The organism is Aeromicrobium panaciterrae (assembly GCF_039537165.1).
Lineage (GTDB): Bacteria > Actinomycetota > Actinomycetes > Propionibacteriales > Nocardioidaceae > Aeromicrobium > Aeromicrobium panaciterrae.
Map to the genome: position 1 here is coordinate 2,108,753 of NZ_BAAAZZ010000002.1, position 18,769 is coordinate 2,127,521.

Below are 18,769 nucleotides of genomic sequence, written 5' to 3' on the forward strand. Positions count from 1 at the left end.
AGCGAGGAAAGATATGAAGCTGCAGCAGGCGCGACGCACCAACCCGTATCCCTGGACGTGGGAAATCCCGGCAGCGATCACCGCTGGTGCTCTACTGGTCATGGCTTTGGCCCTGCACGTGGCCCGCGCCATCGCCAACGTCTTCGCTGGCGGGACATTCTCGTTTCCAGCTCGAGCTGCTCTGTTCTCCTCCTTGGGAGATCTTCTGAACGGCGACGCCACAGCAGGACTACCTGAGTACCAAGCTGGACATGCCAGCAGTAGGGAACTCTGGTTCTGGATCGTCGTCACGGAGCTCGCAGTCTTCACGATCCTTGGATTGATCCTGCGATGGGGGATGAGGCAATGGGGACCCGGTCGCATCCAGGGCATGGCCTCACCATCGGAGGCCGACCAGCTGCTCGGGATCTCACGCCTGCGCAGAAACGCCGCGATCATCCGACCCGATTTGTACGAAAAGGGCGCCAACGCATGAAGACCATTGACCCGACCCAGGTTGGCTGGCGGATCGGAGCCGCCGCTGAGCCGCACACCAAGCGCGACCTTTGGGTTCCGTGGGATCGCACGACGGGTGTCATTGGGCCGCAGGGATCGGGTAAGACGCTCGATCTGCTGGTTCCGGCACTGCTTGGTGTGCCGGGCGCTGCTCTTGTGACGTTGACCAAGGTCGACGACCTCCTGCTCACCATCGACGCGAGGTCGACTGACGACCGGCCCTGCGTGGTGCTCGACCCATTCGGCCTTGCACCAGGTTTGCCGGAACTGGTGTGGGATCCAATCGGGGGATGCGTCGACCCGATGGTTGCCGAACGCCGGGCAAAGGCATTCACCGCCGGCACCGTCAAGGGCGCAGTGGCTGGCGGCCACGGCGATGATGCGGCGCGCTTCTACGCCGCCGAAGCTGCCAAAGTCGTTCAAGCCTTCTTCCACGCCGCCGCTTTGGCAGGACACGGACTCGACGAGGTCCTGCAATGGGTGGCGAACCCACGCTCGGCCACCGAACCGACTGAGATCTTGCGCGAACACCCTCACGCCGCCCCGTTCTGGCCCGGCCTGCTCCACGGCGCACTGCGCGGCGACGACCGCACAGCCGGCAACACCGTCACTACGGTGCAACAGGCGATGAGCCTGTTCTTCCAGGCCGACATTCGCAGGCGGTGCATCCCGTCGGCGGGTCGAAAGGCGACAGACTTGGCCGATGTGATCGCACGAGGCGGCACGATCTACCTGCTTGGTCGCGAAGACCCCTACGCCAGCGCGTCACCGCTGATGACCGCCGTGGCCGAGCATGTGCTCGATACGGCACTCGCTGCCGCGAACCGGTCACCCTATGGTCGGCTCTGCCCGCCGATGCTTGCGTGTCTTGATGAGCTTCCATCCACAGCGCCACTCCCGACTTTGCGAACGCGAATGGCCAACGAGCGAGCCCTCGGCCTGTCGTTCATCTACGCCGTGCAAACGTGGCGCCAGCTCGCTGCGATCTTCGGCGAGCAAGAAGCCCGAGCCCTGTTTGGTCTCACCAACGTTCTGTGCATGTTTGGCGGCTCCAAAGACGTGTCATTCAACCAGGAGATCTCAGACCTCCTTGGCCCGGTGCGTGTCAGCCGCCACACGTGGCAGTCAGGCGCCATGGCCGGCCGCACCGCAAGCGCGGACGACATTCCTATCCTCACCGGAGCAGAAGTCCGCCAACTTGATGAACGCCACGCGCTGGTGGTCGCCGAGAACGGCAAACCCATGATCGCAAAGCTGACACGCGCGATCGACGGCAGACCGGGCCGCGAGCTGCTCGCCGCCCAGCAAACCGCTCGGCAACGGATTGGGCGTGCCCAACGTGGCGCGGTCGACCCCCAAGCCCGCGCCACGGCGGCGCTTGTGGAGTCACAGCGACGCGGACTCACCGGATGGGGAGCCAAATGACCGCCACCCGCTATCCTGCCGAACTCTCGCTGGTCCAACCCTTCCCGCGACCAGGGCCGAGCCTCACCCTTGCCTACCGCGAGCTCGACCTCGCCGAAAACGGGACGGATGAACAAAAGAAGTCGCTCGGCAGAATCGCCGACCTCCCGCGGCCGTGGGCGCCAGCGACATGCACCAAACCACAGCTGCGTGTTGAGCTGTGGAGCTGGCTTGACGCGGTCGTGGTCTGGATCAATCACGAACTCGTGTTTGATCCGGTCGACATCATCCCATCGTGCTGGCCACAGCACGCCCACCTCGTTCACGAGCTCGCCGTCTTGGCCGACCTTCGTCGCCGCGCGGACCGCGCGCTCACCAGCGACGCGCTCGAAGAGTGGCATCGGTACGCGCTTCCGGCCTTCCTCGAACGCATGCGGCACCGAGTGGCCGCCCACTGCGATGAAAATCATCCGAAGGTGTGGCCAGCGGCGGGTCGATTCAATCGCCACCTCGACGACAGCCGGACAAAACCACGGCACCAGGCTTTCGCTCAAGACTTGAGGTCGATCACCGACAACATGTCGCCAACGATCGCCGAAACGGACCGAGTGCACCTGCGGTTGGTGAACGAGGCGACCGGCGAACTTCTCGACTGAATGTGGGAGAAGTTCATCATCAACCTCGCTCAGAATCGCGCTCAGAGAATTTCGTGGGGCCAATTCGCTGCCTCGCCCGCCGGTTGGCAGTCGACACGACTCAGAGAGCGGTTCTGAGCCGTGTTGACTCAGCGCTGAGGGCCCTGTCGAGGACGCCGAGGGGCTGCGGCCAACGTACGGCGCTGCTCTTCCGAACTCCTTGAGCCTGGATCAGCTGACACGCTCGCGGCGCCTTCTTGCCCTTCTGGGAGGTAGGCGACCAATCGATATCGAAGGTCCTGGCCGGGAGCCTCACCCAGCGGAGTCGCTGTGACGAGATCTCGAGCGAGGGTTTCAACGTTGCGACCGGCATCGTGGAGCTCCTGGAGCATCGCCGCCGTCGCTGGCCAGTCACGCTGTCCAACCAGCTGCTTGTCGAGACTGCGCGCCAGCCGTGCCCACCTGTCGGCGGGTGCTGCTGCATCGGCTTGTTCGATGCGCGCCCGAACCTGGGAGACCTTGGCCAGATTGTCCGAGCTGAAACGTCGCCGGTCGACGTTGAATCGCTTAGCCGACCCGGTGACCGCCTGACGAAGGTCGTCCGGTGCCACTCCGATCCGCTGCGCGGCTGAGACGATCATCTCGTTCCAGCGCAGACTGGGTTGGGCGGCAATGACGTCGGCCGACTCAACAACTTGGCCGCCAGCATCCTCGATATTGAAGGTGCGCTCGGCCAGCAGTGTGTCGCACAACTGTGTGGACTGCTGCAACGTGACCACCAAAGCAGTCGGCCCACCTTCGGCCATGACGCTGGCAGGATCCTCACCGGCATCAAAGGTTGCGACCCGCGGTTCGAGACCGTGGGGTGTCAGGAGCCAATAGTCGCGCTCGGCTGCCATTCGGCCGGCCAAGTCACCGTCAGTGGCCACGATGGGACCGACACCCAGACGACCCAGCTGAGCGGCCTGCTCGTCAGTGAGTGAGGTACCGAGAGGTGCGACGCCGACGAAGGCTCCTGCCGTAGCGAGCGTTACCGCGATCGCATCCATGGGCCCCTCGACCAGCACTGGAACGGCGCCAAGGGCCATGTGCTCGTCAGCGAGTCCGTACAGCTGCGCACCCTTGTGGAACACGATGGTGTCTGCCGTATTGAGGTACTTCGGACCGACCGTGTCCCCGTCCCCGGCATCGGGGTGGCGTCGGCCGACGAAACCAAGCACCTTGTGGTCTTCGATGACCGGAAGCATGGCGCGATCGCGGAAACGGTCAATAAGGCGACCGGTGGAGGCAATCTTTGCCACGCCGGCGGCGATCATTTCGACATCCGTTACGTCTTGCCTGCGCAGGTGGTCGACGAGGTTGGTCCAACCCGACGGCGCATAGCCGGGACGGAACCGGTCGTCGTCGGCCAAGTCCTGACCGAGCCGCATTTGTAGATGGCTTTGAGCCCACGACCCGCCGAGCTGGGATTGGTAGTACCTGGCGGCGAGCTCATTGATCTGCAGGATCCGTGAGCCGCTCACGGGTGAGTGTTCCCACTGGTCGGTGCGGTCAAGCAAACGGGCGATCTCGCTATCGGTGGGTTCCAGCGGGTCGAGCAGGGTCCGGGCGAAGGCAACCCGGTCGAATTCGCTGGCAATGTCATTCATGTCCGGCTGCGCGGAGACGTCGTCGAACGTGAGTGCCTCTTCGAGATCCTCCGGCGGCGCGTCGTAGTCGTATGGGTCGTCCTCGGGCGGCGGATCGGTGACGATCGCAATACGCCAGACCATTGCTTGAGCGATGTCGACGTCGTCGATATCGGCGGTCTTGGCGACGTCGAGCAGGTCGGATACTGACCATCCTCGGGCAGTCGCGTTGTCGACAGACGCCACGAGCGTTGGCCACCACCGGCTCTCGATAACCCGGCTGGCATCCTCTGTGCCAAGGGTGTCGATCAGCAGGTCAGACCAGGCGGCCGTGATGCGCCCGTCATGTCCGGAAGCTTCGGTGGCGACGGCGGGGGAGAGGTGGCGACTGATCCTCCACCACATGGCCGCGGCGATGTGGTCATCGGGCAACGGACCCTCGGCGGCGGCCATGCGGAATAGCTTGGAAGCGTCAACACCAGAGCGACTGATCGCCGCCAGACGTTCTGCAAGCAACGCGGTAAACGCGTCGCGCCGAGGGTGGAGTGCATCGATAACTGGACCCCACTCGGTCAGAGCGGGCGCCTTACCTGCGTTCACCCGCTCGTTGAGCTGGCGCTGATACGCGGCGGGCGCCTTCTGCAATTGCGGGTTGCCGGTGGGCCTTCGATCGGTCTCCTCGACACAGTTGGCGGCGCGCCAGACGGCGACGTCAGCCAATACCTGGTCGCCTGGACGAGCTCCGCCTTGGCGGGCCCACGCGGGGACGTCCGTACTTGCAACGTCCGTCCTGACCTCTTCAGCGAATCGTTCAACGTCGCCAGCACGCTGTAGCAGGTAGGGACCCCACATGGGGTCGGACCTCAGAGACGATGGCACTGCCGGCAGCCACGGAAGCGGGCCGGCTTGCGTCCCGCGAAGCCCTGTCGGGTCGAGCCTCCAGTCCAGAATGGCGGCTCGATCCTCGACCCCGTCGAGATCTCGCTCGGCCACCGCGTGCGCAAGTTCACGCGTGCTGTCGCGGCCTTGCGCCTCGACGAGTATCAGGTGGGCGCGAAGCACCGGCCACGCAGGTTCGGAGGCGATGCCAACAACCAGGCCCTCGGCGGCGATCTCGATTGCAGCCACCCGGGGGGCCCCGATCAAGACTTCCGCACCTTCGTAGAGGGCGTCGACGTATCGTGCTGCTGCCTGGCCGAGCTGGGTGACCGGGGACTGAGCTTCGGCCGCCAGGGTGGTTGCGGACTTGGCCGATCCATCGCGAGCGAGGATTCCCTCAAGCACGTCGGTTGCTGTTCTGGGGTGGATGGCCTCGGGACGGATGAGGTTGTGCGCGTCACCGTCGCTAGCGGTAACCAGATAGACGTGGTTTGCATGACGCCCGCGAGTCATCATTGTGTAGAGCTGTTGACGCGATTCGTCGCCAGTGGCCAGCCCGTGCATGGTGTCAACGGAGACACCTTGGGCGGTATGAACCGTCGACGCGTAGCCAAGTTCGGTGTGTTCAGCGACGTACGCGGCCGGGAGCACTGTGTGCATACCGGTAGTGACGTGCTTGACAGAGAGGCGGCCGTCCATCACTCGCAGAACATGCCAGCGGTCGCCATTCTTAACCCAGTCGTTGCTTGCGATTCGCAGCCGCCGGTCGTTGTTTCGAGTGATGACCACATCGCCGACGGACGCCTCGTTACCGTCGGACAACCGTATTGGCGGCCCTGCCTCGGGTGCAGTGTCCGCGAGGCGGGCGGCTCGAGCCCTGGCATTGAGGTCATGCACCAGGTCTCGGGTGGGCGCGAGCATGATGGAGTCGTGGCCGGCGGAAATGTCTGCTTGCCAGTTGGTGAATACACCATCGGTCAGTGTGGCCAGATCGCCAATATGTGCACGGTGATTGTCGAGGTGGTAGCCAAGGGACTCGGGCAGACCTTCGCGTAGAGCCAGGGTTGCCGCGCCCTCAGCCGGGTCGGAAAAGCGCATCAGTTCGCTCAGTCGGATCGCGCCATGCTGGTTGTCGAGGTCTCGCAACACGCCGCCTGCACCGATCGCTGCCAGCTGCTGATAGTCACCGATGAGCCGTACCGAGGCGCCCTTCTCGAGCACGAACGAGATGGCCTTATCCAACGAGATCGTGTCGGCCATTCCGGCTTCGTCGACGAGCACGAGTGTGGTCGGGTCGATTCGGCCCGGCAGTTGTGAGGTGGTGCCCGATTCGATCGCGTGGACCAGCTTTGCCAATGTGTCGGTGGTGGTCCCGGTCTGCTCACGGAGCGCCGCGGCCGCGGCCGCTGAGGGCGCCAAACCCACAACGTTGCCGCCCGACTCCTCCCAGGCTCGCGTCAGGACGCTCATCGCCGTCGTCTTGCCCGTACCAGCTGCAGCAATGCCGAGTTGGACTCGTGCGCCGCTTGTGGCCATGGCTCGAGCCATCTCGGCTTGGCCGCGGTTGAGCTCCACACCGTGCGCGGCGCTCTCTAGCAACGCGACATCGACAGCGAGGTTCGGGATTCGACGACCGTCAGTTTGGCCGGCTGCAGAGACTATCCGCCGTTCGGCGTCGAGGACCGCCTTGCTCGTGAACAGATCACTGCCTGCGACGTGGTAGACGCTAGAACCGTCAACTCTCCGCAACTGCTCCGGGTCAACGATCGCGTCGCGATCGGACGCCAGGGAGATCGACATTTCGACCGCCGCATCGACGATCAGAGTCACCACATCATTGATCCGATTCGCGGGGACATCCCCGACCCTGACTTGGCGTTGGGCCTCGGCGAGCAGATGCCAAACCTGCCACGTGGAGCGTCGCTGCTGGATCTGTGCCAACGCCGTTGCAGCGGTCTTTTTGACCCAGTCAGACGTGACGCGCTCGGGGGGTGGTCCGGTCGATGTGAGAGCGACCTGAACCATACGGTCAACGGACTCGGGAGTTCCGAGCGCGCGACTGGCCTGTTCACGCCACGTCTCACGCTGCTCCGCCAAGCTTCGCGGCTCGTGCTTGGCTTCGCGAGTTTCCAACGTCGCCTGCTGGGCCAGCTGAATCGCCTCCACTGGAGTCGGTGGCCGGCCGTGGGCGTCTTGAAATTTCGACACCAACTGCGCACGCCGCACTTCAATGCTGGCGCGCCGCGAAGACCAAAGATCGTTCAATCCTGGGTCAACACCAACGACTTCTCGGATCGGACGCTTGCGTGGATCGGAGCCGGCCCGTTCGGCAAACCGAATCCCCAAGGACTCATTCAAATGCCGCTCGAGCGCGGTGTTGTAGGTCTCCGATGCTGAAACAGTTGCCTTGAACAGCACGCGTCCATCGATCGATCGCCACTTCCCCTCGAGCGTTTGAACCTTGTTCGCGACCGCAACATGTGTGTGAAGGTCGGGGTCGCCAGCTCGGGAATCGCGGTGAGTGAACGCGGTGGCCACCAGCCCTTTGACGTCGACCTGCTGGGTTCCGTTCGTGCCCATTCTCGTGAACAGAGCTTCACGCTCAAGAAAGGCCAACGCGTCTTTGACGGCGGCTTCATGGGCCAGCTCAATCTTGGTCGCTGTCTGGCGATCGGCCACCGCCCACAAACTTGAGACGCTTTTGACCGGCGAGAAAGTCAGATCAAACCCCGCTACCGCAGTGGTTCGCGGTCGCGAATGCTTGGCCACGGTAGCGGCCAACTCCCGCGCATCAGCGGGCTCGCGCCCGTACTCGGTCGCGAAGTATTCGCGAGCAACCTGTGTCCGGATTCGCGCACGGTCCTCAATGGTGACCGGCGCCTCGCGGGGTAGGCCGGCATCGACATTGAGCTCCTCGATCCTTCTGGCGACCTCGATCTGGTACGTAGGAACATCGGCCTGATAGACCTTGAACGGCTGGCCGAGATTGCGTACTGCAGCGACCTCCGCCTCAGTGGGGGAGCCTTCCAGCGCCGCGATCCTCTCGGCAGCTAGCGGGTGAAATCCCGAGGCGAACAGAGCTTTCATCTGTTCGTCCGTTACTGCATCACCTTCGGCGATGCCGTCAATCCCGACCAGCCCGGACCCGATCCACTGGCCTGGAGTCTCACCCTTGTCGGTGTAGTACGACGCCAGCGACGTGTGCCCCTTCTCGGTGGCATCTTGCCGGGCGACCTGCCGGGTCAGGTAGTCATAGCCTGACCCGGCAGTCAGCTTGTGCAGCGACATCGTCACGTAAAACAAAGGTCAGACAGGGTGCGCTCAGACGCCACTAGTTCACGATTAAACTACCGGGAATGCAAGAGGTGTGTGACGAAATTCTTTGGAGGAGGTGTCGTCTCAGATAGGGGATCTCGACCTTTGTTGTTCAGGAGGTCTCCTGATGAGCGATGACAAGGAATCGAAGGAGCCGAGCAAACCTCGGTTGTGTGAGCGGTGCGAGAAGAGGATGCCTCCACAGAAGCGGGGCAGACCCCGGCGTTGGTGTTCCCAGAAATGCCGGCAATCGGCATACGAGGAACGTCACGGTCTGGAGAGCTGGAAGGACAAGCAGCCCCGCGTCAGCAGTCTGTCCGACGTGGTCGAGGTGGCGCAGGATCGTGCAGCACGACGGGAGGTGAGGAGTCGCCAGTTCGGTCGTGGTCGAGAGGCGACGCACGACTCGTCCGAGTGCCTGCAAACCGTACGGTCGGACTACTTGCTGATGGCTTTCGTGGTTGAGCACCTCGCCGACATTGTTAGCGCCCACGGGGTCGTGAATACATTCGACGGGCGAATTCTCGCCAGAGCGGTATCCGAACTGGTGAACGCGGTTCTGGAGAAATGCGCGGCGGTCGTGCCCGTGGAGGCGTGTCCTGGGATCAACCCACCGACGCCCGAAACGTAGAGGTCGCCGGGTTCCCAAAAATCATGCTCGCCGGGCCCATAACCCAGAGGTCACAGGTTAAGATCCTGTCCCAGCACACCGTCCGCGCTACCAATGAAGGCCCATGACCAGCACTTGCCGGTCAGGGGCCATGTCATTTCTCAGCCAAAAATGAAACTCGCCGTGACTCCATTTGGAATTTCGCCGCGTAATAGCGCTGGATCCAAGTCGGGCTGTCGTCTTCCGTGATGACCCCAACGTGGTCGAGCGCCTGTTGTGACTTGGCACAGTTGTCCGCCCGATTTTCGGTGTCTGGCTCCGTACATCCGTGTCGGAAATGTGACTAGCGTCATGCTGACAGGCGCGGCATTGCGTCTGTGAGCACCCAGGCAACGAGGACGAGTCTCCAGCCGTACAACCGCTGTCTGGGGATCGACGAGTGTGAGGAAGTACGTACAGATGGACAGCATTGCAATAGGTTCGCCTTTCGACGGCCTTGACGTGGAATCCTTGCGCGAGCGCTACACGAACGAGCGTCTGCGTCGCGAAAATCCATCGCAGCTAGGCCAGTTCATCGCTGTGGAGGATGACCTGGAGCAGCTGGGCGAAGACCCTTACATCAACGAACCGCTGGTTCGTGACGCGCTGACGGAGACCGTCGATGTTCTGATCGTCGGAGCCGGATTCGGTGGCCAGCTCGCGGCCGTACACCTGCAGAAGCGAGGCATCGAGGATATCCGCATTCTCGACAAAGCCGGAGACTTCGGTGGGACCTGGTACTGGAACCGCTATCCCGGATGCCAGTGCGACATCGAGTCGTACATCTATCTGCCGCTTCTGGAAGAGACCGGCTACATGCCGACCGAGAAGTACGCGTACGCGGCAGACATCCTCGCCCACGCGCAGCGAATCGGAAAACACTTCGGGCTCTACGACAAGGCGCTGTTTCAGACAGAGGTCGCCAGCATGACCTGGGACGACTCGTCCAGTCGTTGGGACGTGCGAACCGACCGCGGCGACGTGATCCGCGCGCGCTACGTCTACACGGCCAGCGGTCCCCTCAATCGGCCGAAGCTTCCCGACATCCCGGGTATCGACAAGTTCGCAGGAAAGATCTTCCACACCAGCCGATGGGACTACGACTACACCGGTGGCGACCGCACCGGCGGCATGATGGGCTTGGCGGACAAGAAGGTCGCGATCGTCGGGACCGGCGCCACGGCAATCCAGGCGGTTCCGTACCTGGCGAAGGACGCTGAGCACCTCTATGTAGTGCAGCGCACCCCGTCGAACGTCAGTCGGCGGGGGAACAGGCCAACCGACCAGTCGTGGGTCGATGCGCTGACACCCGGGTGGCAGCGTGAGCGGATGGATAATTTCAGCCGCATCAGCGCTGGAATCCTCGGCGAGGGCGATCTGGTCGAGGATGGCTGGACGGCCATGTTCCACGACCTCTACACGGGATTCGGGTGGACTCCGCAGGAAGGACTAGATGTGACACCCGATGTGATGATGACGGTCCTTGAGCTCACCGACTATTACATGGGCGAGCAGATGCGTGAGTGGATCGCGCGGCAGGTCGATGATCCCGAGACTGCTGAGGGCTTGAAGCCGTGGTACGGCGTACTCTGCAAGCGGCCCGCTTTCAACGACGAGTACATTCCGTCGTTCAATCGCGACAACGTCACTTTGATCGACACCCAGGGCGCAGGTCTGGAGGCCATCACCGAGGACTCGATCGTGTCGAACGGGATCTCATACCCGGTCGACTGCATCATCTTCGCGACCGGATTCGAAGTCGCGACATCGGCCAACCGCACTTCTGGCGCGAACATCACTGGTCGCGGCGGAGAGTCGCTGGCCGACCACTTTGCCGAAGGGCCGCGTACATTCCACGGGTTCTACGTACACGGGTTTCCCAACCTGTTCTTGCTCGGTTCGGGAAACAACGCGGTGAAGGGAAACTTCACTGACATGCTGGACGAGCAGGCCGAGCACATCGCAGGTGTGATCGCCGATGCCCAGGAGTTTGGAGCCACCAGGATCGAGACGAGCGCCGAGGCTGAGGAGAGGTGGCGCGAGACGATCAGGGAAAAGACGCAGGAGGTCCGCGCGATCATGGCCACCTGCACCCCCGGCTACTTCAACAGCGAAGGGGACCTCGAGCGCAGCTGGGCCGCCAACACATACGGCGGCTTCGGTGGAGTCCCCGAGTTCACTGAGCTACTTCGGGCCTGGCGCGCCGACGGCGACCACGTCGGTCTCGCACTCAGCTGAGTTCAGATGGTGGCTCTCATCAGGATGAAGTTGATAGTATGAACGTAAGGTAAAAGACCTCCACCCGAGTTCAAGTGTCCAGTTCCATTGGGAGTGTGTGTGACCAGCCTGACCGACCAAACCGTGCTTGTGACGGGAGCCAACAGAGGCATCGGACAAGAGTTTGTCCGACAGCTCCTGGATCGGGATGCCGCGAAGGTCTACGCAGCGGCCCGCGATCCAGACGCCATTGCGCTGACTGATCCGCGGATGCACCCTCTGCAGCTCGACGTGACCGATGCCGGCTCTGTGACCCGGGCGGCTGAGATTGCGTGCGATGTCGGCATCGTGGTCAACAATGCGGGAATCTCGTTGGTGTCTCCGATACTCGACGACGACAACTCAGCTCTGCGGCAAGAGCTTGAGGTCAACTTCTTCGGCCCGCTGGCGGTCACAACAGCATTCGTGGATGGTGTGGTCGAACGCTTGGGCGCCGTCGTCAATATTGCCTCGGTGATGTCCTGGGTGGCACTCGGCGGCAGCTACAGCGCCTCGAAGGCCGCTCTGTGGTCAGCGACCGACTCGATGCGGGTCGAACTCGCGCCCCGGGGAGTCCAGGTCGTGGGCGTCTACATGGGATATGTCGACACTGACATGACAGCGGGTGTCGAGGCACCGAAGACATCAGTTGAAGACGTCGTCAGGCTGGTGCTCGACGGGGTGGAATCCGGCGTCAGCGAGGTTCTCGTCGACGATGCCGCTCGTCAGGTGCGCGCTGGTCTCCATCTTCCGGTACGGGAGCGCTACGAAGCAATAGTCGCGGCAATCAGCTGATGTATCATCCCGACCGTATTACGACGATCGAGCGGGTTGCCGTCCGGTGATTGGCGCTGGCCGAGTGCAGACGAGCGCGGTGGCTATCGGTTCGCTCGGCGGCTGAGGCCTGATCTCCCATGTTCGAATCGTTTCGTCAGCGGAAGGTGAATGTTGAGGTCGGGATCAACGCGCTCATTGGCGGGAGCGGTGACCCCGTACTCATGTTGCATGGCTATCCACAAAACTTAGCGATGTGGGCGCGGATCGCGCCCTTGCTCGCGTCGGACCATACTGTCGTGTGCACCGATCTTCGTGGGTATGGTGATTCGGACAAGCCAGCACAGGACGCGGACCTCGCCAACTACAGCTTCCGCCGGATGGCTCAGGACCAGGTCGATGTCATGCGCATGCTTGGCTTCGACCGTTTTCATGTCATTGGGCACGATCGTGGGGCGCGCACGGCGCACCGGATGGCGTTAGATCATCCGAGCGTTGTGCGCTCGCTCGCGGTACTGGACATCGTGCCCACCTATGACATGTTCGATCGTGTCGACGCCGTCACGGCGCGTGCCTATTGGCATTGGTACTTCCTACAGCAGCCGGCTCCGTTTCCTGAGGAGATCATCGCGGCTAACCCAGACCAGTTCTTCGAGGGGTGTCTTACCGGATGGGGAGCCATGCGCCTTTCGGACTTCGATCCCGAGCAGCTCGACGCCTACCGGCGCACGTGGCGCCAGCGCGAATCGATCTTCGGGGGCTGCGCCGACTATCGCGCCGCGGCCGACGTAGACGTTCGTATTGACGAGGCTGATCTCGACCGAAAGATCGACTGCCCGGCGCTTGTGGTCTGGGGAGAGCGGGGGATCGCTCGGTTGTTCGACATGGATGAGATATGGGCGGCTCGCCTCTCCAACATGCGCACTGCCAGCCTCCAAAGCGGACACTTCTTTGTGGACGAGTTTCCGGACGAGACCGCCGTCATCCTTCGCAACTTCTTGGATGTGGCGAGCCAAGAGATCTCGGAGAGATGAACCCAGCGTGGACTGAGCCCCGCCTCAACCCCGTGGGCGGCGGAAGGCGCCGCGACCGTTGCGGCGCACCAAGGCGACAACCGTGGCCACGCGCCCGCGATTTGGGTCAGGCTCCTGGCCGGCGCCGAGGCGGTGAAGCTGATCGGTGTGCCAGCTGAGGTCCAGGAGGCCGTCGAGCTGCTTGAGGTCGGCGACTCGTCTCAGAGCGCGGCGCATGCCGAACTGCATCTGGTGAGCCTCGATGGACTCGGCACGACCGCCGAGGATCACCGACGCCGAGTCAGTGGTGACGACCGTGGGGCGACCGATGCCTACGACATCGCACTCGCCTGCCGCGACAGCCGAATCCATGCCGGTGCGTGATCTGAATCCGCCGGTGACGGCAAGGGGAACATCTCCCACCACCTCCCGGACGGTACGGGCGTACTCGAGGAAGTACGCTTCCCTCTCGCGTGTCGATGCTGCGGAGGTGCCCATCATGGCCGGTGACTCGTAACTGCCGCCGCTGATCTCGATCAGGTCCAAGCCCTCGCCGGCCAGGGCGGCGAGGACGTCGCGGGACTCGTCCTCGGTGAATCCGCCTCGTTGGAAGTCAGCGGAGTTGAGCTTGATGGCGACGGCGAATCCGGGGGAGACCTGAGATCGGATGCGTCGGACAACCTCCAGCGGGAATCGCATGCGGCGCTCGGGGTCGCCGCCCCATTCGTCGGTCCTCAGGTTTGACAGTGGTGAGAGGAACTGGTTGACCAGGTAGCCATGGGCGCCGTGGACCTGGACGCCGTTGAATCCGGCGGTCTCGCACACGGCTGCTGCCGTCGCGAAGCGATCGATGATTTCCTCGATCTCATGGCCGGTCAGCTCCCGGGGAGTAGTGGCGCCGGGCATCTTCAGGGCTACCGCACTCGGTGCAACGGGAGTGTTCCGCAGCGACATGATGTTCGACTGACGTCCCGGATGGTTGAGCTGTGCCCAGATTGGGACGCCGGCGTCCTGGGTGGTCTTGGCCCAGCGGGACAGTGCGTCGAGGTCGCGTTCGTCCTCGATGACGACGTTGCCGGGTTCGCCGAGCTGGCGGCGGTCGACCATGACGTTGCCCGTGATGATCAGGCCGTATCCGCCGGTGCTCCAGCGCTGATAGAGCTGTGAAAGCCGGTGGTCGGGCGAGTTGTTGCGGTCACCGAGCGCCTCGCTCAGGGCCGCCTTCATGATGCGGTTGGGCAGGACCTGACCGTTGGGCAGTGTCAGCGGATCGTGGAGAGTTGGCATGGGAGTTCCTCGTTCGGGTGGACTGGTCAGACGTGGGAGAGGCGTTCGTGGGCGGTGGCAGCGAAGCGGTCGAAGAGCTGACTCACGGTCTCGATGTCGCCCTCGACGCTGGCGCCGCCGGATCCGATCTCGTCGCTGAGGCTCATGGTTCCGAGAGACAGGGCGAAGAAGGCAGTTGGCGCGCACTGCAGATGTGAGCCGCCGGTGGTCCCACTGGGACCTGATCGCACGGTCATACGGCCGTCGCGCACGGAGATGTTGAAGAGGTCGGGAGCACTCACCTCGAGGTCGAGCTCGAGGTTGCCCAGTAGCGCGGGTGAGATCGCGGCTGACATCACCAAGGCAACCATGTCGGACCGGGATTCGACAGTGTCGAGGTCCGGCATCAGGCCGAGCCCCCACAGGCCCAGACCGAGGACCGGCTCGCGGAGCACCTCGCCGTACGCCGTCAGGGCGTACGCCCCCTCCAGGCTCTTCTCGGCCACGCCCGCATCCTGGAGGCGACGGAGTCGTGTTGTGAGGCGGTTGGGGCCGGCGGTCGGTAGCGCGTTGCCGAGCTCGGTGAATCGCTTCGGTCCCAGCAGCAGCTCCCGCACGACCAGCAGCGTCCAGCGTTCGCCGAGTACGTCGAGCGCGCACGCCAGAGGGCACCCTTGTCCGTAGAGGCGGCGGGCTTCGTCGGTCGGAGTCGGGGTGCTCATCGGCTCACCGTGGAACGCGCAATCCCGTTCTTCTCGAGCTCGTCGAGGGCGCCTTGCACAGCATCGTCAGTCAGGTACTTGGCGTCGAGGACTGGGGCGGCAATGCCGCGCAGAGTCGACACCGGGCGCCACCGACCCGGCACCGTGAGCCTGCGGCGCCGTTCCTCAACGCCACTGACGATCGCCGCCGCAGCGGTCTCGGGCTTGATGCGCTTGAGCATGAACTTCGGGCTCGCCGACAAGAGGGCGAGCAGATGAGGATCTGCGTCGATGCCATCGCGGATCATGTCTGTCTCGATGAGCGAGAAGTACGCCGTCATGACCGACACGCCATGCATCGCCAACTCGGTGTTGAGTCCGCGGCCCAGCTGCTCGACCGCGGCCTTGCTCATCGCGTACGGGATGGCGCCGGCGCCGTTCATATACGCGAAGACGGAGCTGATCAGCACCATCTGTCCCTGATTCGCGATGACGTCCTCGATCGTGGCCGTGACGGTGTTTGTCACGCCGTCGACGTTGACCGCCATGACAGCGGCGGTGTTCTCGGGTCGTGACGCGCGCATCGTGCCGCCGACGCCCAGGATGCCGGCGTTGGCGATGACGAGGTCGATGCGACCGCGTGTCGAACGCGCCAAATCCACCGCGCCACGCACGGAGGAGAGATCGGTGACATCGCACTCGACTGCCAGCCCGAGGCCGTCCGGTAGTGACGCAGCGGTCCGCTCGGCGATCGCCAGATCGCGGTCGGCGATGACGACGTAGGCGCCACGCTTTGCAAGCTCCATCGCGGTTGCCGCTCCAAGACCGCGGCCTCCTCCCGTGATGAAGGCGACCTTGCCGGAGAGCGGATATGCCGTGTGAGGACGCGGATTGAGTCTCATGTCGGAGACCATAGACCATGTCTATACGAAATGTATAGCGAATCTATTGACGAGAGCGGATCCACTAGCCATTATGGTCGTAATATCAATCTGAGGAGCACTGCCATGAAGTGGAAAGACGTACCCAACCAGACAGTCGACGTTGACGGGGTGTCGTTCACCTATCGCGCACTCGGGCCGGAAGGCGACGTGCCGGTGGTTCTCCTGCACCACTTGATGGCGGTGCTGGATGACTGGGACCCGAGGGTCATCGACGGCCTCGCGGCACATCGCCGCGTCATCGCGTTCGACAACCGAGGTGTCGGTGGCACCGGTGGTTCGGTGCCGAACGATGTCGAAGACATGGGTCGCGACGCCATTGCGTTCATCCATGCGCTGGGTCTGAAGCAGGTCGACCTTCTCGGGTTCTCGCTCGGTGGCGGCGTCGCGCAGATGGTCCTCCTCCAGGAGCCAGGCCTGGTTCGGCGCGCAATCCTGGCTGGCACGGGACCCCGTGGCGGAGGCGGCATCGAGGAGATCACGAAGGTCGCCGTCACCGCGTACGCCAAGGCGGCGCTGACCTTCAGCGACGCGCGGAACTTCCTGTTCTTCCCGCGTACGCCGGCGGGCAAGCATGCTGCGAAGGACTACTTCGCTCGGCTCGACGAGCGCACGTCCGGGAAGGACAAGTCGATCTCCTTGCAGGCGCGTCGCGCCCAGCTGAAGGCGATCCGCGCGGCCGGAATGTCCCAGCCCGACGATCTGTCGGTCATCAGCCAGCCAGTCTTCGTCGCGAACGGAGACCACGACATCATGGTGGCCAGCAGCCACTCGATCGGTATGGCTAAACGGATGCCGAATGCTCACTTCAAGATCTACCCGGACTCCGGCCATGGTGGCGTCTTCCAGCACCACGAGGAGTTCGTCAAGGACGCCCTGCAACACCTCGCCGGCTGACTGGAAGGGGCGGGGATGTGCATGGATATGGATTCCGATCTCGTGCGATTGCTGCTCAGGCCCAATCGGGACATCGACCACGTGGCCGGCACAACTGTTGGGCCAGCTTCGGACACGAACTCGCACCGGTTGGGCAGCAGAGGGTCTTTGTGTTGCGGCACGAAAGGCGGGCACGATGATCAGCCCGCGACCCGATGCTGGCGCCGGGCCCATCCGTAACGATTGTTCTTTACCCCTCATGTTTGACGCGAGGGGCGACCCGCACATCGGCGGACGACCGCCACCCTTGTACAACTCAGGAGAAGTAGATGGTCAAGAACTCCAATCGCAACCTGTCGTGCCTGCTGAGTGACTCGGCAGGGCGCCATCCTGATCGACCGGCGATTGTCTTTGGGGGGTCTGAGCTGACCTATGCCGAGGTCGATGCTGCAGCCAATCGTGTCGCGAACCTCTTGGCGTCAAGGGGCATTGAGCCGGGGGACAAAGTTGCGCTGTCATCGCCCAATGTTCCCTACTTCACGATCATCTACTTCGGCATCCTGAAGGCGGGCGCGACAGTTGTACCCCTCAACATCCTGCTCAAGCCGCGCGAAGTCGCGTACCACCTGGCAGATTCAGAGGCGAAGGCCTACTTCGCCTTTGAAGGATCGGCGGACCTGCCGATTGGTGAGGCCGGCTGGCTCGGATTCAGTGAGACGGAGAGTTGCACGGACTTTTTCCTCGTGTCGGCGCCTCACTCGACGCCGAACGCGACACTGGCCGATCAGCTTTCGACAGGAGGTGCGCTGGACTACGCAGAGGAGGTGGCCAATCAGTCCTCGAACTTCGCAACTGTTGCGGTTGATGATGAGGACACGGCCGTCATTCTTTACACGTCAGGCACGACTGGGCAACCCAAGGGCGCGGAACTACGCCACCGCAACATGCGCGACAACGCGCTCGCTGGCCCGGCAATGTTCGGCGTCGACCCATTGCATCCCGACACGTACTTGTGCGTGCTTCCCCTGTTCCACTCTTTCGGGCAAACCGTCATTCAGAACGGCGGCTTGGCATTCGGTGGAACAATCGTGATGCTGCCCCGGTTCGAAGCAAACGCGGCGCTCGAGCTGATGTTGGCGAATCGTGTGACATTGTTCGCCGGCGTACCGACGATGTACTGGGGTTTGCTGGGTGCACTCGAGGCCGCACCCGATGGAGCGCAGATCGACGTGGCGACGCTGGCCGCGAACCTCCGTGTGGCTATCGCAGGTGGGTCGGCCCTTCCCGGTGAGGTGCACAAGAACTTCAAGGAGCGCGTGGGTGTGACGATCCTGGAAGGCTACGGATTGTCAGAAACATCGCCGGTGGCGGCTTTCAGCGTGTATGGCGAGGACCCACGGGTCGGGTCGATCGGCAAGCCGATCCCCGGGGTAGAGATGAAGCTCATCGACGACGACTGGACGGATGTGCCCGACAACCCGAACGCAGTTGGCGAGATCGCGATCAAAGGTCACAATGTCATGAAGGGCTACTACCAACGCCCCGACGCGACAGCCGAGTCCATCAAGGACGGTTGGTTCCGTTCGGGGGACCTGGCAAAGAAGGACGCCGATGGCTACTACTTCATCGTCGACCGTTCAAAGGACATGATTATCCGCGGTGGTTTCAACGTGTACCCGCGTGAGATCGAGGAAGTGCTGATGCAGCACCCAGCAATCTCTTTGGTGGCAGTGATCGGTGTCCCGAACGATAGGCACGGTGAGGAGATCAAGGCAGTCGTCGTCAAGAACAAGGATCACGACGGCGTGACAGAGAGCGATGTGGTGGCATGGGCGAAGGAGCAGCTCGCTGCGTACAAGTATCCGAGGGTCGTCGAGTTCGTGGATGAGCTCCCGATGACGAGTACCGGCAAGATACTCAAGCGACAGCTCAGCTGA

13 protein-coding genes are annotated in these 18,769 nt (G+C 63.1%); 9 read left to right on the forward strand and 4 right to left on the reverse strand.

The window, feature by feature from the left end:
* The first annotated feature begins 13 nt into the window (after positions 1-13).
* Genes ABD683_RS11155 through ABD683_RS11165 form a run of 3 tightly spaced genes read left to right on the forward strand, consistent with a single transcriptional unit; the run spans position 14 to position 2,555 of the window.
* Positions 14-475: a hypothetical protein gene (locus ABD683_RS11155; protein WP_344769969.1), complete on the forward strand. Its 462-nt coding sequence runs from the start codon at positions 14-16 to the stop codon at positions 473-475.
* Positions 472-1,920, forward strand: coding sequence for a type IV secretory system conjugative DNA transfer family protein (locus tag ABD683_RS11160; protein ID WP_344769971.1), 1,449 nt, complete (start codon positions 472-474; stop codon positions 1,918-1,920). Before ABD683_RS11155 ends, ABD683_RS11160 begins: the two co-directional genes overlap by 4 nt.
* Positions 1,917-2,555, forward strand: a complete 639-nt coding sequence (locus ABD683_RS11165) for a hypothetical protein (RefSeq protein WP_344769972.1) — start codon at positions 1,917-1,919, stop codon at positions 2,553-2,555. The genes ABD683_RS11160 and ABD683_RS11165 overlap by 4 nt, the downstream gene beginning before the upstream one ends.
* A gap of 128 nt (positions 2,556-2,683) precedes the next feature.
* Here ABD683_RS11165 and mobF read toward each other — a convergent pair whose 3' ends face one another.
* Entirely contained in the window at positions 2,684-8,329 is a 5,646-nt protein-coding gene (gene mobF / locus ABD683_RS11170; RefSeq protein ID WP_344771595.1) for a MobF family relaxase, read from the reverse strand.
* Positions 8,330-8,483: 154 nt separating this feature from the next.
* Here mobF and ABD683_RS11175 point away from each other — a divergent pair, with 154 nt between their 5' ends.
* The 4 genes from ABD683_RS11175 (at position 8,484) to ABD683_RS11190 (ending at position 13,069) form a co-directional block, all read left to right on the forward strand.
* Positions 8,484-8,987 (forward strand): hypothetical protein, encoded by a 504-nt coding sequence (locus ABD683_RS11175; protein ID WP_344769974.1) that lies wholly within the window; start codon positions 8,484-8,486, stop codon positions 8,985-8,987.
* A gap of 480 nt (positions 8,988-9,467) precedes the next feature.
* Complete coding sequence (locus ABD683_RS11180) at positions 9,468-11,243, forward strand: flavin-containing monooxygenase (RefSeq protein WP_344769975.1); 1,776 nt, start codon at positions 9,468-9,470, stop codon at positions 11,241-11,243.
* Positions 11,244-11,342: 99 nt separating this feature from the next.
* Complete coding sequence (locus tag ABD683_RS11185) at positions 11,343-12,056, forward strand: SDR family oxidoreductase (RefSeq protein WP_344769976.1); 714 nt, start codon at positions 11,343-11,345, stop codon at positions 12,054-12,056.
* A gap of 119 nt (positions 12,057-12,175) precedes the next feature.
* On the forward strand, positions 12,176-13,069 hold the full coding sequence (locus tag ABD683_RS11190; protein ID WP_344769977.1) for an alpha/beta fold hydrolase: 894 nt from the start codon (positions 12,176-12,178) through the stop codon (positions 13,067-13,069).
* 24 nt (positions 13,070-13,093) lie between these two features.
* Here the strand turns inward: ABD683_RS11190 and ABD683_RS11195 are convergent, their stop codons facing one another.
* From ABD683_RS11195 to ABD683_RS11205, 3 genes are read right to left on the reverse strand one after another with little or no spacing between them, the layout of a single operon-like run.
* Positions 13,094-14,335 carry an NADH:flavin oxidoreductase/NADH oxidase family protein gene (locus ABD683_RS11195; protein ID WP_344769978.1) on the reverse strand — a complete coding sequence of 414 codons (1,242 nt, stop codon included), beginning with the start codon at positions 14,333-14,335 and terminating at the stop codon, positions 13,094-13,096.
* A gap of 26 nt (positions 14,336-14,361) precedes the next feature.
* A complete protein-coding gene (locus tag ABD683_RS11200; RefSeq protein ID WP_344769979.1) occupies positions 14,362-15,036 on the reverse strand; it encodes a winged helix-turn-helix transcriptional regulator in 675 nt (224 codons plus the stop codon).
* Positions 15,033-15,917 (reverse strand): SDR family NAD(P)-dependent oxidoreductase, encoded by an 885-nt coding sequence (locus tag ABD683_RS11205; RefSeq protein WP_344769980.1) that lies wholly within the window; start codon positions 15,915-15,917, stop codon positions 15,033-15,035. The genes ABD683_RS11200 and ABD683_RS11205 overlap by 4 nt, the downstream gene beginning before the upstream one ends.
* Positions 15,918-16,022: 105 nt before the next feature.
* On the opposite strand from ABD683_RS11205, the gene ABD683_RS11210 reads away from it, so the two are divergent.
* Positions 16,023-16,853, forward strand: coding sequence for an alpha/beta fold hydrolase (locus tag ABD683_RS11210; RefSeq protein ID WP_344769981.1), 831 nt, complete (start codon positions 16,023-16,025; stop codon positions 16,851-16,853).
* A gap of 308 nt (positions 16,854-17,161) precedes the next feature.
* Entirely contained in the window at positions 17,162-18,769 is a 1,608-nt protein-coding gene (locus tag ABD683_RS11215; RefSeq protein ID WP_344769983.1) for a long-chain-fatty-acid--CoA ligase, read from the forward strand.

Bases quoted from the DNA above. Each gene is read 5' to 3' on its own strand.
- ABD683_RS11155 (WP_344769969.1), top strand. From the start codon at position 14: ATGAAGCTGCAGCAGGCGCGACGCACCAACCCGTATCCCTGGACGTGG.
- ABD683_RS11160 (WP_344769971.1), top strand. From the start codon at position 472: ATGAAGACCATTGACCCGACCCAGGTTGGCTGGCGGATCGGAGCCGCC.
- ABD683_RS11165 (WP_344769972.1), top strand. From the start codon at position 1,917: ATGACCGCCACCCGCTATCCTGCCGAACTCTCGCTGGTCCAACCCTTC.
- mobF (WP_344771595.1), bottom strand. From the start codon at position 8,329: ATGTCGCTGCACAAGCTGACTGCCGGGTCAGGCTATGACTACCTGACC.
- ABD683_RS11175 (WP_344769974.1), top strand. From the start codon at position 8,484: ATGAGCGATGACAAGGAATCGAAGGAGCCGAGCAAACCTCGGTTGTGT.
- ABD683_RS11190 (WP_344769977.1), top strand. From the start codon at position 12,176: ATGTTCGAATCGTTTCGTCAGCGGAAGGTGAATGTTGAGGTCGGGATC.
- ABD683_RS11195 (WP_344769978.1), bottom strand. From the start codon at position 14,335: ATGCCAACTCTCCACGATCCGCTGACACTGCCCAACGGTCAGGTCCTG.
- ABD683_RS11200 (WP_344769979.1), bottom strand. From the start codon at position 15,036: ATGAGCACCCCGACTCCGACCGACGAAGCCCGCCGCCTCTACGGACAA.
- ABD683_RS11205 (WP_344769980.1), bottom strand. From the start codon at position 15,917: ATGAGACTCAATCCGCGTCCTCACACGGCATATCCGCTCTCCGGCAAG.
- ABD683_RS11210 (WP_344769981.1), top strand. From the start codon at position 16,023: ATGAAGTGGAAAGACGTACCCAACCAGACAGTCGACGTTGACGGGGTG.
- ABD683_RS11215 (WP_344769983.1), top strand. From the start codon at position 17,162: ATGGTCAAGAACTCCAATCGCAACCTGTCGTGCCTGCTGAGTGACTCG.